The organism is Sphaerochaeta halotolerans (assembly GCF_003429665.1).
Classification (GTDB): domain Bacteria; phylum Spirochaetota; class Spirochaetia; order Sphaerochaetales; family Sphaerochaetaceae; genus Sphaerochaeta; species Sphaerochaeta halotolerans.
In genome coordinates, this window is record NZ_QUWK01000001.1 from 1 (window position 1) to 15,020 (window position 15,020).

At 47.3% G+C, this 15,020-nt stretch carries 15 protein-coding genes; 6 read left to right on the plus strand and 9 right to left on the minus strand.

Annotation, left to right across the window (positions count from 1 at the left end):
* On the minus strand, positions 1 to 1,454 hold a 1,454-nt coding region (gene tnpC / locus DYP60_RS00005), incomplete at its 3' end, for an IS66 family transposase (RefSeq protein WP_117328828.1).
* 563 nt (positions 1,455 to 2,017) lie between these two features.
* Between tnpC and DYP60_RS00010 the strand changes: the two genes are divergently transcribed.
* The 6 genes from DYP60_RS00010 (at position 2,018) to DYP60_RS13925 (ending at position 7,816) form a co-directional block, all read left to right on the plus strand.
* Positions 2,018 to 2,758 carry a FadR/GntR family transcriptional regulator gene (locus tag DYP60_RS00010; protein ID WP_117328829.1) on the plus strand — a complete coding sequence of 247 codons (741 nt, stop codon included), beginning with the start codon at positions 2,018 to 2,020 and terminating at the stop codon, positions 2,756 to 2,758.
* A 133-nt stretch (positions 2,759 to 2,891) separates the two neighbouring features.
* Entirely contained in the window at positions 2,892 to 5,036 is a 2,145-nt protein-coding gene (locus DYP60_RS00015) for an HAD-IIB family hydrolase (RefSeq protein WP_117328830.1), read from the plus strand.
* Between the two features lie 251 nt (positions 5,037 to 5,287).
* Positions 5,288 to 6,058: a FadR/GntR family transcriptional regulator gene (locus tag DYP60_RS00020; RefSeq protein ID WP_240622798.1), complete on the plus strand. Its 771-nt coding sequence runs from the start codon at positions 5,288 to 5,290 to the stop codon at positions 6,056 to 6,058.
* Between the two features lie 58 nt (positions 6,059 to 6,116).
* Entirely contained in the window at positions 6,117 to 6,896 is a 780-nt protein-coding gene (locus DYP60_RS00025; protein WP_117328832.1) for an ABC transporter ATP-binding protein, read from the plus strand.
* A gap of 70 nt (positions 6,897 to 6,966) precedes the next feature.
* The gene (locus DYP60_RS00030; RefSeq protein WP_117328833.1) at positions 6,967 to 7,557 is read left to right on the plus strand and encodes a flavodoxin family protein; all 591 of its coding nucleotides are present in this window, start codon (positions 6,967 to 6,969) and stop codon (positions 7,555 to 7,557) included.
* Positions 7,558 to 7,597: 40 nt separating this feature from the next.
* The gene (locus DYP60_RS13925; protein ID WP_133299253.1) at positions 7,598 to 7,816 is read left to right on the plus strand and encodes a hypothetical protein; all 219 of its coding nucleotides are present in this window, start codon (positions 7,598 to 7,600) and stop codon (positions 7,814 to 7,816) included.
* On the opposite strand, the gene DYP60_RS00035 is transcribed toward DYP60_RS13925, so the two are convergent.
* The 8 genes from DYP60_RS00035 to DYP60_RS00070 are packed head-to-tail and all read right to left on the minus strand — an operon-like array spanning position 7,753 to position 14,953.
* Positions 7,753 to 8,670, minus strand: a complete 918-nt coding sequence (locus tag DYP60_RS00035; RefSeq protein ID WP_117328834.1) for a transcriptional regulator — start codon at positions 8,668 to 8,670, stop codon at positions 7,753 to 7,755. The two genes, DYP60_RS13925 and DYP60_RS00035, sit on opposite strands and share 64 nt — an antisense overlap.
* Positions 8,651 to 9,364 carry a metallophosphoesterase gene (locus DYP60_RS00040; RefSeq protein ID WP_117328835.1) on the minus strand — a complete coding sequence of 238 codons (714 nt, stop codon included), beginning with the start codon at positions 9,362 to 9,364 and terminating at the stop codon, positions 8,651 to 8,653. The genes DYP60_RS00035 and DYP60_RS00040 overlap by 20 nt, the downstream gene beginning before the upstream one ends.
* Before the next feature lie 5 nt (positions 9,365 to 9,369).
* Positions 9,370 to 10,071: an SDR family NAD(P)-dependent oxidoreductase gene (locus DYP60_RS00045; RefSeq protein ID WP_117328836.1), complete on the minus strand. Its 702-nt coding sequence runs from the start codon at positions 10,069 to 10,071 to the stop codon at positions 9,370 to 9,372.
* Positions 10,071 to 10,535 carry a cupin domain-containing protein gene (locus DYP60_RS00050; RefSeq protein WP_117328837.1) on the minus strand — a complete coding sequence of 155 codons (465 nt, stop codon included), beginning with the start codon at positions 10,533 to 10,535 and terminating at the stop codon, positions 10,071 to 10,073. Before DYP60_RS00050 ends, DYP60_RS00045 begins: the two co-directional genes overlap by 1 nt.
* Positions 10,532 to 11,362 carry a purine-nucleoside phosphorylase gene (locus DYP60_RS00055; protein WP_206363079.1) on the minus strand — a complete coding sequence of 277 codons (831 nt, stop codon included), beginning with the start codon at positions 11,360 to 11,362 and terminating at the stop codon, positions 10,532 to 10,534. Before DYP60_RS00055 ends, DYP60_RS00050 begins: the two co-directional genes overlap by 4 nt.
* Positions 11,363 to 11,380: 18 nt before the next feature.
* On the minus strand, positions 11,381 to 12,313 hold the full coding sequence (locus DYP60_RS00060; RefSeq protein WP_117328838.1) for an ABC transporter permease: 933 nt from the start codon (positions 12,311 to 12,313) through the stop codon (positions 11,381 to 11,383).
* A 1-nt stretch (position 12,314) separates the two neighbouring features.
* A complete protein-coding gene (locus DYP60_RS00065) occupies positions 12,315 to 13,436 on the minus strand; it encodes an ABC transporter permease (RefSeq protein WP_117328839.1) in 1,122 nt (373 codons plus the stop codon).
* Positions 13,433 to 14,953 (minus strand): ABC transporter ATP-binding protein, encoded by a 1,521-nt coding sequence (locus DYP60_RS00070; protein ID WP_117328840.1) that lies wholly within the window; start codon positions 14,951 to 14,953, stop codon positions 13,433 to 13,435. The genes DYP60_RS00065 and DYP60_RS00070 overlap by 4 nt, the downstream gene beginning before the upstream one ends.
* Positions 14,954 to 15,020: the final 67 nt, after the last annotated feature.

Below are 15,020 nucleotides of genomic sequence, written 5' to 3' on the forward strand. Positions count from 1 at the left end.
TAAAAAGTGTGAACCAGAGTGCCAAATGGTGAAACAGGCAAATGATGAGGAATAATAAATGATGAGGATAAGCCGATATTGTTAGAGAAGGGAACCCTGAAGTCAGTGAAGAATCTCAGTACGTCATCCTTCAGGTCCCTTAGCCTTTCGATGAGGTTTCGCACCTTTTCCTTCTTCGGCCTGCCCCGTTTCTTTACCTTCGGTTCCTGGAAGGGATTCCTTGAGAAAGCCCTTTCAAGGATCCGGTCATACTGCCTGCTGAAATCAGCCTGCATCTCCTTCGGGGCACAGCCGATCCCCTGCTCCATAAGTTCCCTCTTGGTCTTGTAGAGGGTTTCAAGCAGCTTCTGCATCGACCGGGCCCACCGTTGCTTACTGTTCTGGATGACTCCCTCCAGCTCCCTGTCTATGTGGGCTCCGCACACTGCATGAGTGGCAGTGTTGAACTGCTCATTGTAATAGGAACTCCAGCAATCATGGACGGCTACTCCCTCGAACTGATTCAGGACACCACCGGCAAGGATGCCTTCCACCCCCCGCCTGGGGTGGGAGCTGATGAGCGTGACCTGCTCGGTTGATGCGGTGTGCGCCCAGTGTACCTTCCCCTTCACCCTGATGCCTGTCTCGTCAAAATGTACGATATCAGAAGCAGTTACATGCCTTTTCAGCTCAGGGACAAGCAAATTGCACCGCTCGGCACAATCAGAGAGGATGTTGCATACCGTACCTTCGCTCACCGATATGCCGCACATGCCTTCCATCAGCTCACAGATCCTCGAAACGCTGACCATGCCGAACGAGGAGAGGGAGACAACCATCGCCTTGAGGTTGCTCCCGTATTGCAGGTAGGTGTTTACCCCCTGGGGATAGTTACCGGTGACGGTCAGCCCGCTCTTGGGGCAGATGCCCTGGAGACGGTCATACCTGCTTTGCTCTGAGACGATGCGTACATCCACCACATTCCTCGAATCGATGACACAAAAGGATGAGCTGCACGTTCCGGCAAGCTGGCACTGGGCACACTGCGAGGGAAGGCAGCGGTGAACGGCATCAGGGGTTTCCTTGAGAAGCAGGGTTGTACCCTCATGGCCTTTCTGGCCCCCGGACTTTTTCTTGGGGGAAGACGATCCCTCCTTGTTGATGGAGGAGGGCTTTGGCTTGTTGAAGAAATCAGTGGAGGATGGCTTGCTGCTGTTCCGGCTGTTCTTGTTCTTCTGCTCCTCAAGCTGCGCTATCCTTGCATCCTTGGATGCTATGATCTGTTTGAGCTCATCAATGGTACAAGAAAGCTTGTCGATGATCTGGGCCTGAGTCTTGTTCTGATCAGTGAGCTCGGAGAGCTGGGAAGACTGTTTGATTCCCTGCAGGACCAGTTTCTCATTGGTCGCGGAAAGACGGTCAATCTTGCGATTGAGTCGTTCAAATTCCTTCTTCCAAGTATCTTCTGGTGCCATCTAAATCCTATCTCCACTTAAAGATAGTATAACATATTGCCTATTAAATTGCAACTGGAATTCGTTAATTTGCAAGGAATTACATCAAGATTTGGAGGACTTTTCTGACCTGTTGGAAGGGTGATTGGGTGCTTAAAATCGATAGCAAAAACATGGGGGGAAAACAAAGATTGCTCAAGAAGAAAAACCTATACCTGAGCAGTTACCTTGTAATTATATATACTGCAATAAACTTATGACATGGTATGCAATTTTCTAAGTACATTAATTGACTCCCTTATTTTTTTCAACTTCTTCCATTGCATTTCCTATGTCAGAATGGTAGAAGTTCACATGGTAATACTTATATAGTTTTTGTATACAATCATCATTATTTTTTACTATATTGCTGGATTGCATAGGATTAGATTGTTTCTTATATCTTTTAATCCTTTTACAAACTTATAACATATACCATTGCTTTTCCCACAATAATAGCGTATATATTGAGAGAAGCCTTTGTGCATTGCACGAAGTATCCTAGAATGTACATTGCAAGATGTTTGCAACAAGGAAACAAGAGTATGAACGGCAACCCAATGTCCGGACAAGAGACGAAATCTACTACGATCGCCAACAAGCTAGAGGAAGAGATTCTCTCCAAGAAGTATCAAGCAGGAGAAAACCTGCCAAGCCAGCACGAGCTGGCCACCCAATTCAATGCTTCGAGCAGAAGCGTACGAGAAGCCTTCAAGAACCTTGAAGCAAAAGGCTTGATCAAAGTACGACAAGGCAAGAAAGCAATAGTACAGAGCAACAGTCTCGATCAATTCGTGGAGTCCTTATCTGCCTCCATGATGAATCAGCATACCCCTGACAAGAAGCTGCTAACCGACCTGATGCAAGTAAGAACCACCATTGAGGTTTCAGCTACCAGGGAGCTTAGCCGAGACCCGAATCGCATGCTCATTGTCCGTTCACTCGACCGAGCATGCACCCGCATGGAACACCTGCTGCCAGGCCTTGAGGGAGGGAAAGACCCTGAATTGTTAAAACAGTTCAAATCTACTGAATTCGATTTTCATGCTGCCCTGATCAAGTCGAATGACAACATCATCCTAAGCAGCATCTATGAAAACCTGGCTCCCCAGCTCTATTCCGCCCTGGACAGGCTACCGGAGACCTACAGTGAACAACGGAAGAAAGTAAATGAGTACCGCTATTTGGTGGATGCTCTTGAGAACGGTCAGACGGACCTAGCTGTTGCCTTGACCCTGGTGAACCTCACCAACATCAAGGATAAATTTGAGACATTGGATCTCTAGGTGCCTTAAAACGTATGGGAAACTGTCGTATTTGCAACTCTGCACAACGACAGTTTTTTTGTAGCCAAAAGCCTTGCTTGTTTTGTAATTTGACACATATCATTATATATGAAAAAATTACTTAGAGGTGCATATGTATATAGCATTAATTAACGTACATGGACTTGTTCGCAGCAACAATATTGAAATGGGAAGAGATGCCGACACGGGTGGACAGACCCGGTATGTTGTAGACCTCGTTAAAGAGCTCTCATCAAGAGAGGATGTAGAGGTGGACCTGTTCACCCGTCTGATCAAGGACTCTCGAGTCAGCGAGGATTACCGAAAGAGCATTGAGCAGATAGGCGAACATGCACGTATCGTCCGATTGACATGTGGAGGAACAAAATACCTCCGGAAAGAACTTTTATGGCCATACCTGGACGAGTATGTGGACAACCTGATTTCGTTTTTCCGCACACAGAAAAGAACACCAGACATCATTCATGCCCACTATGCAGATGCGGGCTATGTAGCCACAGAGTTGGCAGCTTACTTCCAGATTCCCTTGGTCTTTACCGGGCACTCCATGGGACGCAACAAACTTGAGTATCTCCAAAGCCAAGGAGTAAGTGAAGACAAGCTCAACCAGTATTATCATATCTACACCCGCATCGAGCAGGAAGAGCGTACGATACGCCATGCCTCCTTGGTGATCACGAGCACCAATTATGAGAAAAATGTGCTCTATAAGCCATATGAGTCGCAAGACCTTTCCAAGATGAAGGTCATCCCTCCAGGTCTGGATTTGGATACATTCTTCCCATATTACCATTATGAAATCCAGGACCCATCCATCACTGAAGAGATGAAGCTTGCCCAATATTCCATGGTAAAGGAACTCCAACGCTTCCTTACCAATGTGGATAAGCCATTCATTCTTGCCCTCTGCAGACCGGAAGCACGAAAGAACATCGATCTGCTCATCGATGTCTACGGCAAGAGCAAGGAGCTGCAGGCAATTGCAAACCTGGTCATCGTTGCTGGCATTAGGGATGACATCACCAAGATGGAGGAAGGAGAGAAGCAAGTCCTCACCGACATGCTTCTACTCATGGACCGCTATGACCTCTATGGAAAGATGGCTATTCCCAAGCATCATAATCCACAGCGGGATGTACCGGAGATTTATAGGCTGGCTGCCATGAAGCGTGGTATCTTTGTAAGCACCGCCGCCCTTGAAAATTTTGGACTTACCTTTATAGAAGCCTCAGCAGTAGGGCTTCCCTTTGTTGGGACAGACAAGGGAGGTGTGCGGGATATTTATGAAAATTGCGAAAGTGGGATCTTGGTGGACATCTCCAACAGGAAAGCAATCGAGGAAATCCTATACACTTTGCTCACGGATACAGAACAATGGCAGAAGCTTTCCGAGAACGGAGTACAACACATCCGGCAGGTATACAACTGGAAAGCACATGTAGACACCTACCTCAGCCATCTCAAGACAGTTCTGAACAACAAGAAGAAGCAACCTGCCCTTGCCACCAGGATGGGATCGATTGAACATCTTTTGGTCTGCGATATAGACAACACGCTTACAGGGGACAGAGCTGCCGCTGATGAACTAGCGAAAGTCCTGGAGGCTCATCATGACCGCGTCGGCTTTGCAATTGCAACCGGCAGGAGTTTTGAATCTGCACAGGAAGTGCTCAAGCACTACTCATTCCCGACACCGGACATCCTGATCACAGCAGTAGGGAGTGAGATCCACTACGGTTCGAAGGATGTTCCTGACAAGGGATGGACACACTATATCAGGAGACGATGGAAACCGGATGTAATCAGGGAAGTCCTCTCTGCATTCCCTGAACTGGAAATGCAGAATGAGGAGGGAACCCAACGTAGATACAAGATCAGCTACACTATCAAGGAAGGAAGTGAAATCCCAAGCTTGATGGAACGAATCCGAACAGCCTTATCTGAAGCAAGGAGCATGCAGCACTTGGTACTCAGTCATGACACCTACCTTGATATCCTTCCCTACCGTGCAAGCAAGGGAGATGCCATCCACTACATTGCTTGGAAATGGGGAATTGAAGCCAGTCGAGTACTTACAGCTGGGGACTCAGGTAACGATCGTGACATGTTCTCCAATCCGCTCAGATCTATCATTGTTGCAAACCACGAGGAATCACTGAACACCATCAGGAAATCGAAACGGGTGTTCTTTGCCACCAAGGATTCGGCTGCCGGAGTACTGGAAGGATTGCGGCATTTCAAGGTGATTGAAACGTAATTCCACGCAATTTTACGTTTTAGAAGGTCCTTCTTCGGAGGGACCTTTTTACGTTTGTATGTAAAAAGCACGTAAGAAGCCTCTGTATCTTATGTCCTATGTTTATGATTTATCAGAAAATATGAAAGAGGGATTACAACTAATGTCATCTTTCAAATAATTGATATGTAAGTATTGCAAACAATTAAATATTGTTATATAGTAGGGACAAGAAAAAACTTAGTACGTATGACATCTTTCATACTTGATACATGGATAAGGAAACAGAAATGGAGTATATAGCTCAGACAAAGACAGCAAGAGTAGCTGCCGCCCTAGAAGAAATGATTCTTGATAAACGAATCAAAAGTGGCTCGTTTCTTCCTTCCCAACAGGTGCTTGCCCAGAGATTCAACACATCGAGCCGACCAATCAGGGAGGCTTTGAAGCTTCTTGAAGCGAAAGGCTTGGTGGTCATCATGCAGGGGCGAAGAGCCCAAGTGAGAAGCAACAGTCTCAACCAGTATGTGGAATCAATTTCCACCTCAATTGTTAATAGCAAAATCAGTCACGCAAAACTCATGCGCAACCTGATGCAAGTCAGGATTACGGTTGCCACCAGTGCAGCAAGAGAGTTCTCCCGTCTAGAGAACCGTGAGGAGTATCTAGCCCAGCTGTGGAGTGCTAGCCATAGGATGGAAGCAGCGGTTCCCTTGATCCTCCATAAAGATGCACAGGCACTTAAGAATTTCAACAATGCTGAAGCAGAGTTTCACCGCACTCTGGTCTATGCAAACGGAAACCAGATTCTCTCCACTATCTACAGCAATCTATCACCCATGCTTGATGCTGCCATGACCTCTATCAAATTCACATCCTTGGAGATTGAGAAGCGCTCAAAGGACTACACGTATCTTTGTGAGGCTCTCCAGAATGGGCAAACTGACTTAGCTGTTGCGCTTGTGTTGGTAACACTCACTACCTTGGAGAAAAAAGTCATGGGTCACTACCCCGATGAGGATGCAATCGCCACCTACGCATAGGCATCCCTGTCTTTGGCAAAATACCTCCGCTGTGCTATAGTCGCCGTGGAGGATTTTTATGGAAGAGATCATATGCCTCGAACATGCTACCGTACGGCGGCAGGACACCGCTATTCTGGACGATGTCTCATTCTCTGTGTTCAGCAATGAACATGTAGCCATCATCGGACCAAACGGAGCAGGGAAAAGCACCTTGGTGCAGGTGATTAGTGAAGAGATCCATCCACTGTACAGTGAGCACACTAAACGAATCCTCTTTGGAAGAGAGCGTTGGCAGGTCCTGCAACTTCGCCAGCACCTAGGCATCGTAAGCCAGTCTATCCAATATCTGTGTAACTCCACGTATCAAGCATGGGAAATTGCCATTTCTGGTTTCTTCAGCTCCATCGGACTTGATTTCCATCACCAGATAACCCAAGAACAAATCAATACAGTCGAAGTGGTAATGCGTCGCTACGGGGTATGGCATCTGAAGAACAAGCAGATGAACAGACTCTCCAGCGGAGAAGCGAGAAGGATTCTACTCTGCCGTGCCAGTGTCCATGATCCTCAGGTGATGCTTCTTGATGAGGCAGTCTCCAATCTAGACTTCCCCAGCCGTCATCAATACAGGGAAACCCTAGATACCCTCGACCGTGCAGGAAAAACCATTATACTCGCCACGCATGAACTGAGCGAGATCATACCAGCAATCAAGAGAATTGTGGTCATGAAAGAGGGAAAAATCGTTGCAGATGGAGAGAAAAAGGATATTCTGCGAGAGGATTTACTCTCAGAGGTATATGGGGCAAACGTCTTTGTAGATGAGCGTGAAGGCCTCTACACTGCTTGGTGTTGAAGCATTTTTCCCACGGACAGGGCTTTGTGTAGTATAGTTAAAGTAAGAACAAAACAAGTGAGGTCTACACATGAAGCGTTGTTCCATCATTATTCATAGCGTAAGCGGTAATTGCTATATCATCGGTTCCTATCTGAGGGAACTCTTGGCTGTACGAAACGTCGATGCACGCCTCTACCGAGTTGACGACCCTGATCTCCATATCTGGGCGAACACACAAGAGACAACAAACGACTACTACGAAGACATTCTTGCTCTTCCTATTGTCAGTACGTCGACCCTGCTCAAGAGCGACATGATTATTCTAGGAAGCCCAACAAGATTTGGAAATATTTCAGCCGAGATGAAGACATTCCTCGATACTACGCTCCCCCTAAGCAAGGACAAGGGCTTGGAAACAAAGTTCTTCGCTTGCTTCACCAGCTGCTCAAACTCAACCTGTGAAGGTGCACACACCCTTACATCTATGATTTACTGGGCACAGTCTATGGGGATGCTCCATATCCCATTTGGGGTGCATGATGAACTGGATTTCTGTGATCAACCGGTATCAGGTATCGTCCATCTTGCAGGAAAGGAGGGGGCCATCCGCCCCAGCGACCGTCTTGGCAAGGAGATGGAAGTATACGCTGACACTCTCAGCGCTTACATCCAAGAGTAAGAACGGTGGAAAGAGGGAAGCAGAAACGCTTCCCTCTTGTATGAAAGGTATCAATACCCCAGGGCAAGCCCTGGACTCAGGAGGTGTTGCCTCCTTTTCCGCCCCAAGGGAAGGGGTATCTCACCTTGCTTTCCCGGCACTCGCTCCAGAGAGGAACCATCATGCTGATTCCTTTCCTCTCGCTTCGTTGGGGAATCAATTCTTGGAAAAAAGGTATCGAATCCGATTGGCCCAACGCCCTAACCAGCCCCTTCCATAGCGGGTCTTATAGTCGTGGGTTGCACTCTCGATGCTTACCTCCTGGCTACCGCTCATATGCTTGAGATTGTCCCAGTGACGCACAATCCACATATAGAGGTCTGCCTCGGTATTCCCTGGGAATGATGCAAGCAATTTTGCCCGTCGCACTTCCTCAACGATTGGGCGATAGACATTCTGGTACCAAGATTTTGCTCCATCCTCAAAGCTGATTTCCTCTTCCTTTCCCTCGTTGAGATAGTATTTATGTACCAAGATATGATTAACCATCTCCGGATAGGATCCAGGGGCGGTAAAAAGGATTTCCTCCATCGGGAGATAGGTAGGGTTGTACTGGGTGATGAACCGCTCTCGCTCGTAGTCAACCACACGCTTACGCAAACTTTTCATCGTCAACCCAGCTTCCAAGGGAATCTGGCTGTCCAGTTCAACAACTTCGGCATCGATGAATTCAACACCCTGGGTTTTGGCGACAGAGACACGATGGTTCCCATCCCTTACAAAATACCACTGTCCAAGCTTATACACAGAGATGGGGGGAAGGATGACATATTCCTTCGTCGCGCGGTCAATACTCCGCCAGCGGGTTCTAAGCAATTCCTTCTTTGGGTAGAAAGCCATGGAAAAATCCTGGTATCTCCCTTCGCTGCCGATAATCTGGTTCACTGGAATGACCCTCATCCCCAGATATGTCTCATTCTTGGGTTTCAACAACTCGGTTACCGCATAGAAACTCAAAAGATCTGAATTCTTCCATGCCAGACTACTGAGCAAAGACTGGATTCTCCCTCTGGAACGAGCTTTTTCAAAGTCCTCGTTCGTTTGGGAAACCAGATCAGCGCCTATTTTTACCATCTTCTCTCCCCTTTCCTAATGCAGGGTCATCCAGTATATAGCTCTGAAAAATATTGATGACCTTGGTCCGCTTATACACATGGTGCCGGTTGGCATTCATATCATGCAGATGAATATGGCCATGAAGCAAGTACCTAGGTTTGAACCATTGCATGAACGTCAAAAAAGTAGAGAACCCTTGGTGACAACGATCGGTATCATCGCCAAGGCCAAGGGGAGCTGCATGGGTGATGAGTATATCCACCCACCTTCCTCGGAACAAACGGTTGAACAGCAGTCGTGGTACCATTTTCAGCATCCTGAAATACATCTCCCTTTCAGAATACTGGTGTGCCCCCTTGTTGTAGCGCATCGAGCCACCGAGACCTGCAATAATCAAATCGTGCTTCTTGTCATAGAGAACCTTGCCGTCAGAAAACTCCCCACCAAAGGGAGGAAGGGGCTGCACCTTCCCATCCTTGTACCCATACTGGTTCAATAAGAGAGAATGATCATTGAATTGATGCAAATACTCCAGGTTATGATTCCCGAAGACAAAGAAAAGAGGTTTATTCAAACTTGATATGATGAACTCATAGTATTTAAGAGGAAGATCTCCTGCTGAGATCACGGCATCAACATCTGCATATCGGCTGGCAATATTCTTGGAGTACACCAAGGGGTCTGTCTCATCTGATATGCAGAGAAGTTTCATACTTATCACCCCATCAAGTAACCACAGTCAACGCCAACCAGCTCCCCGGTCATCGCCCTGCAGTCAGATACCAGTTGCACCACCTTCGCCACCTCTCTTGGTTCTACCAAGGAGTGGAGCAAGGAACGCTCTTCATAGTGCTGTCTCAATGGATTTGCATCATCAAGATACGGGGCTTGCAACAGCCCTGGAGCTACAGCATTGACACGAATGGATGGGCTTAGTTCCTTTGCCAAGCTTTTTGTATAGGCAACCACTGCCCCTTTGGATGCATCATAGTGGCTCGTACCACCAAACCCCGGATGCAGTGCATTGATGCTTGCAATATTGACAATGCACCCCTTACGTTCCGTCAAGGACGGGATACACTGCTGAGTCAACCTAAACAGACCCGTTACATTGATATCAAAGATACGTTGCCATTCAGATTCCAACAACTCAGTCGGGGTGAATACAGAGAACACACCACTGTTGTTGACCAGGACGTCAAGTCCTTCTATTTCCTGTATTGCAGAAGCAATACTCTTTGGGTCTTGAATATCGAGATGAAGAGGGATCAAGGAGGACCCATATGAATCTGCTAATGCTTCGGCTGTTTCCTTGTTTGATACATACCCACAATACACCCGATCCCCTGCTCTGACGAATTGTTCACATATCGCCCTTCCCAAGGTACTGGTTCCTCCACTCACGAGAATTGTACGCATCATCCCTCCTTCGCCAAGAATCTTCCTATATCAGGACACTGTGGGTACTTACCCTTCAGTTCCACCGTACCTTGTTTGTAAACTCCCTCCTCAAAAGCTGGACACATGGTAGTGGCACATAGTGCCCAACCTTTGATTCCATGGAGTTTGGTCCCCTGCCAACACCCCCCCCTGACAATGGAGAGAGGTTGGCTTTTCCGGCCAAGCGGGCCCAAGCGACGCAACTCATGACTGCCATCACTGTTGAGCACCAACTGGTCTAATGCATCACCTTCCAGAAAGAACCATACCTCATCAGTGGAGAGATAGTGGAGTGAGGAAAAACTCTCCTCCGTAATCAGATAATAGATGACACTACCGAGCAAGCGGCCTTCCTGCATGAAAGAATGGACCCGTTTGAAAAATCCACCTTCTCCTGGAAGAGGTTCCAAACCCAAATGCTCAATCAGTGCCTGTATATTCATACAGGCCAGACCTTCGTTACACTCCGGACCAAGGAAGTAAATGCTTCCTTTACCTGATCACCAGTCTCCATGACCTCTGCATGACTCAGTGGCTGGTCCAGGATTCCTGATGCCATATTGGTGATACAGCTGATACCCAACACCTTCATCCGCATATGACTTGCAGCAATTGCTTCAGGCACGGTAGACATACCCACTGCATCAGCTCCAAGTGTTCTGGCAGCACGGATTTCCGCAGGAGTCTCATAGGATGGGCCAGCGAAAAACATGTAGACACCCTCTTGCAAGGAGATATCTTGTTTTTTTGCTTCCTCTTTTGCAAGAACACGCAATTGCTTGTCATAGGCATTGGTCATATCAAAAAAACGCTCACCAAGACTCTCGTAGTTGGGACCACGCATAGGGCTGTCGGCAATCATCTTGATGTGATCACTGATAAGCATCAGATCACCCGGCTTATAGGACTCATTCACCCCACCAGCAGCATTGGTTACCAGAAGCTGTTCGATTCCAAGTGCATGCATCACCTGAATGGGGAAGACCACTTGGTCCATTCCATATCCTTCATAGTAGTGGAAACGGCCCTGCATGCATAATACGCGTTTGCCTTCCAACATACCAGCTACCAAGCGACCCTTGTGACCAAAAACAGTTGCAACAGGGAAATGGGGAATATCTTTGTAGGAGATTGCAACAGCTTCCTCGAGTTCATCGGCAAGGCCTCCAAGTCCACTCCCTAGTACCATACCAATTGAGACGGGCTCCTCTCCGATGCGAGAGGTGATATACATTGCAGCTTCCTGCATATTATCCATCAAATTATCCATGAATTCCTCCTGAGACTATTAGAAAGGTTCTCCGCTTGCCTTTGGAGCAGCGGAATTCTTCGAGAAAAGCACCAAAGCAAGCAAGGTTGCTACATAGGGGAAAATCTTAAAGAAGACAGGGGGGATTACCTGCAAGGACGGAATGACCTGGCTGACATTGGCAATTGTTGTTGCGATTCCAAAAAAGAATGTCGCCCCAAGAATCCCCAACGGTTTCCACTGTCCAAAGATCAATGCTGCAATGGAGAGGAAGCCGAGACCGGCAACTGTACCATTGAACTCACCTGAGTAGGTGATCAGTATCACTGCTCCACCCAGACCGGCAAGGGCACCACTCATAGCAACACCGAAATAACGCATCTTATGCACACTGATTCCTGCAGAAGCAACTGCAGAGGGGTGCTCTCCACAGGCCCGGAGACGAAGACCAAAGCTGGTCTTGTACAACAGAATCCAAGAGAGTCCCCAAATGGCCAGACAGACCCAAGTAGTCCAATATGACTGGCTGAAAAAAAGTGGCCCAATGATCGGAATCTTGGAAAGAAACGGAATATTCTTACGGACGATACCCATCATGATACGGACGTTTCCGCTTCCACTGATGGTTCGGGCAAGATACACAGTAAGGGCTGCTGCCAACATATTGATTGCCGTTCCACTGATTACTTGATCAGCCTTCAGGTTGATTGAGGCAAAGGCATGGAGAAGGCTGAAAATTGCACCAGCAGCAACTCCAACAAGCAATCCTATTGGAAGGGCGTTGATACCCAAGGTTGCCTCGCTCATCTTGATCGTAATGGCACTTGCAAAGTATCCAACCAACATCAAGCCTTCCAAGCCAAGGTTGGTGACACCACTTCGTTCACTGTACAAGCCCCCAAGGGAGGTCATCAACATGGGAATCGTATAGGCTATTGCATAGGGAAAAATACTTACCAAGGTATTCCACATATTACTTTTCCTCCTTCACTGGTGTCGTTTCCACAGATTTTTCTTGAGGATTGACCCTGTTGTTTCTTCGTTTGAAAACTGCATCCCAGAAGCGTTTGAACAACACACTGGTTGCAGTGAAGTAGATGATTACTGCAATGATGGTATCGGCAATCTCGGGAGGAACGCTGGTCATGGCATTCATGAACCCTTTCCCAGATTGCAAGACCCCAAAGAAAAGAGCACTGAAGAATACCCCGATTGGATTACTGGCACCCAGAAGCGCTACAGCGATTCCATCAAATCCTTGGGAAGGCAGGACACCGATCTGCATATTTCTTGAATACCCGGTGTAGAAGGAGAGCCCTGCTAGGCCAGCCAAACCACCTGCGATCATCATAGAGATAACCACATTCCGGTTCACCTTGATTCCCGCATACTCAGCACAGAAGCGGTTGGCGCCAACCGCTTTCAGACTGAATCCAAGCGTTGTCTTGTCCAAGATGAACTTGATCAAGATCACTGAGATGATTGCAATAAAGAAACCAAGATTCATGTACGAGCCGTTGAACAAGTTGGTCAACCACCCTGTTCTCAAAGACTGCGAAACGGCAATACTGGCACTCTCCGTCTCCAAGGACGGCCCCTTCAGATATGCAGGGACAAAGTAATAGACCGACCAGTAGGCAATCCAGTTCATCATGATGGTCGCAACAACTTCATGTACATTGAATTTGGCTTTGAGAAACCCAGGGATAACACCCCAGAGTGCTCCACCGGCCAAAGCCGAGCCAATCAAAACTGCCAAAAAGAGCGGACGGGGAAGGAACACCTTATGGGCAACGATGGTTGCACAGAGTCCTCCAACCAACATCTGCCCACTTGCTCCGATGTTGAACAGTCCTGTCCTGAATGCAAAAGCGACTGAGAGCCCAACCAGCATCAAGGTAGTTGCTGTTGCCAAGGTGTTTCCGATTCTCTCAATATTCATCAAACTGCCACGGAACAAGTACCAAAATCCAGCAAAGGGATTACTTCCAATTACGGCCATAAGAAGGGCTCCGGCAATCAAACCGAGGACCACCGCACTGACTGCGACGAGGAAGGCGTTGCTTTGCAGTTCTCGTTTCTTCAATGATTTCATTGTTCACCTTCCTTTTGCTTTACGCCGGCCATCATCAAGCCTACCTCATCCTCATTCGTCTCTGAGGTTTTCACAATATCAATCAACTCCCCACTATTCATGACAGCAATCCTGTCGGAGAGATTGAAGATTTCATCCAACTCAAAGGAAACCAGCAAAACTGCATGTCCCTTATCACGGTGTGCAACAAGTTGGGAGTGTATATATTCGATTGCCCCTACGTCCAGTCCTCGAGTAGGTTGGACTGCAATAAGAAGCTCAGGGTCGGCAACAACTTCACGACCGACGATCAATTTCTGCTGATTTCCTCCAGAAAGCTTCCCGGCAAGGGAAAAAATGCCTTCACCACTGCGGACGTCAAACTGTGCAACCACTTTCTGAGCATATTCACGCAAATACTCAGCTTCAAGAATTCCTCTCTTACTGAATGGACTATGGTAGTACTCCTTGATGGCCACATTATTGAACACCGTAGAACTCATTACCAACCCACGCTTTTGCCTGTCCTCAGGAATATGTCCAAGTCCAATCTCGTTGCGCCTCCGAATATCTGCATTGGTGATGTCATTTCCATCAAAAATGATGGAACCACTTTCAACCTCCCTCAGCCCGGTAATTGCCTCTATCAGCTCGGTTTGTCCATTGCCATCAACTCCGGCAATACCTACAATCTCCCCTGCTTTTACGGAAAGGGAAAAGTCCTTAACCCCAAGAACCTTCTTGCTGTTCATGACTTTCAAGTCATGGATGTCTAGTATTACACGTCCTACTTGTGCAGGTTTCTTGTCTACCTTGAAGCTAACAGGCCGGCCTACCATCATCGATGCCATTTTTGCAGTAGAGGTATCCTTTACATCAACCACCCCGATAACCTTTCCCCGTCTGATAACTGTACATCGATCGGCAACAGCCTTGATCTCATTCAGTTTATGGGTAATCAAGATGACTGATTTCCCCTCGGCAACCAAGCTTCGCATGATACCCATCAGGTCTTCAATTTCCTGAGGGGTAAGAACTGCTGTTGGTTCATCAAAAATTAGGATTTCAGCGTTTCGGTAGAGCATCTTCAAGATTTCCACACGTTGTTGCATCCCTACGGTAATATCGTCGATGACCATGTTTGGATCTATATTCAATCCATATTTTACTGAGAGGTCTTTAATCTTCTTGGATGCAGTCCTGCGATCAAGAAAGAAACCTCCCTCTTTTCCAAGAATAATATTCTCGGTAACAGTGAAATTCTGTACCAGCTGGAAGTGCTGATGCACCATCCCGATACCAAGCTCATTGGCATCGTTGGGATCATTGATTCTAACTTCCTTTCCTTTGACTTTTATCTGCCCTTTATCAGCATGATACAGTCCGAAAAGTATACTCATCAAGGTAGACTTTCCTGCTCCATTCTCGCCGAGGATGGCATGAATCTCTCCCTGTTCCACTTGCAAGGTGATGTCATCGTTTGCAACGATTCCAGGAAACTCCTTGCGTATATTCAACATCTCAATAACGTGGCTCATCAGTGGACTCCCTGTGTAAACAAAATCATAGCTGTGAGTTGCACAGAAGGGCCACCTATAGGGTGGC

Coding starts and splice junctions, on each gene's coding strand:
- DYP60_RS00070 (WP_117328840.1), bottom strand. CDS start 14,953: ATGAGCCACGTTATTGAGATGTTGAATATACGCAAGGAGTTTCCTGGA.
- DYP60_RS00035 (WP_117328834.1), bottom strand. CDS start 8,670: ATGGTAAAAATAGGCGCTGATCTGGTTTCCCAAACGAACGAGGACTTT.
- DYP60_RS00040 (WP_117328835.1), bottom strand. CDS start 9,364: ATGAAACTTCTCTGCATATCAGATGAGACAGACCCCTTGGTGTACTCC.
- DYP60_RS00045 (WP_117328836.1), bottom strand. CDS start 10,071: ATGCGTACAATTCTCGTGAGTGGAGGAACCAGTACCTTGGGAAGGGCG.
- DYP60_RS13925 (WP_133299253.1), top strand. CDS start 7,598: ATGAAAGGTATCAATACCCCAGGGCAAGCCCTGGACTCAGGAGGTGTT.
- DYP60_RS00060 (WP_117328838.1), bottom strand. CDS start 12,313: ATGTGGAATACCTTGGTAAGTATTTTTCCCTATGCAATAGCCTATACG.
- DYP60_RS00030 (WP_117328833.1), top strand. CDS start 6,967: ATGAAGCGTTGTTCCATCATTATTCATAGCGTAAGCGGTAATTGCTAT.
- DYP60_RS00025 (WP_117328832.1), top strand. CDS start 6,117: ATGGAAGAGATCATATGCCTCGAACATGCTACCGTACGGCGGCAGGAC.
- DYP60_RS00015 (WP_117328830.1), top strand. CDS start 2,892: ATGTATATAGCATTAATTAACGTACATGGACTTGTTCGCAGCAACAAT.
- DYP60_RS00065 (WP_117328839.1), bottom strand. CDS start 13,436: ATGAAATCATTGAAGAAACGAGAACTGCAAAGCAACGCCTTCCTCGTC.
- DYP60_RS00020 (WP_240622798.1), top strand. CDS start 5,288: ATGGATAAGGAAACAGAAATGGAGTATATAGCTCAGACAAAGACAGCA.
- DYP60_RS00010 (WP_117328829.1), top strand. CDS start 2,018: ATGAACGGCAACCCAATGTCCGGACAAGAGACGAAATCTACTACGATC.
- DYP60_RS00050 (WP_117328837.1), bottom strand. CDS start 10,535: ATGAATATACAGGCACTGATTGAGCATTTGGGTTTGGAACCTCTTCCA.
- DYP60_RS00055 (WP_206363079.1), bottom strand. CDS start 11,362: ATGGATAATTTGATGGATAATATGCAGGAAGCTGCAATGTATATCACC.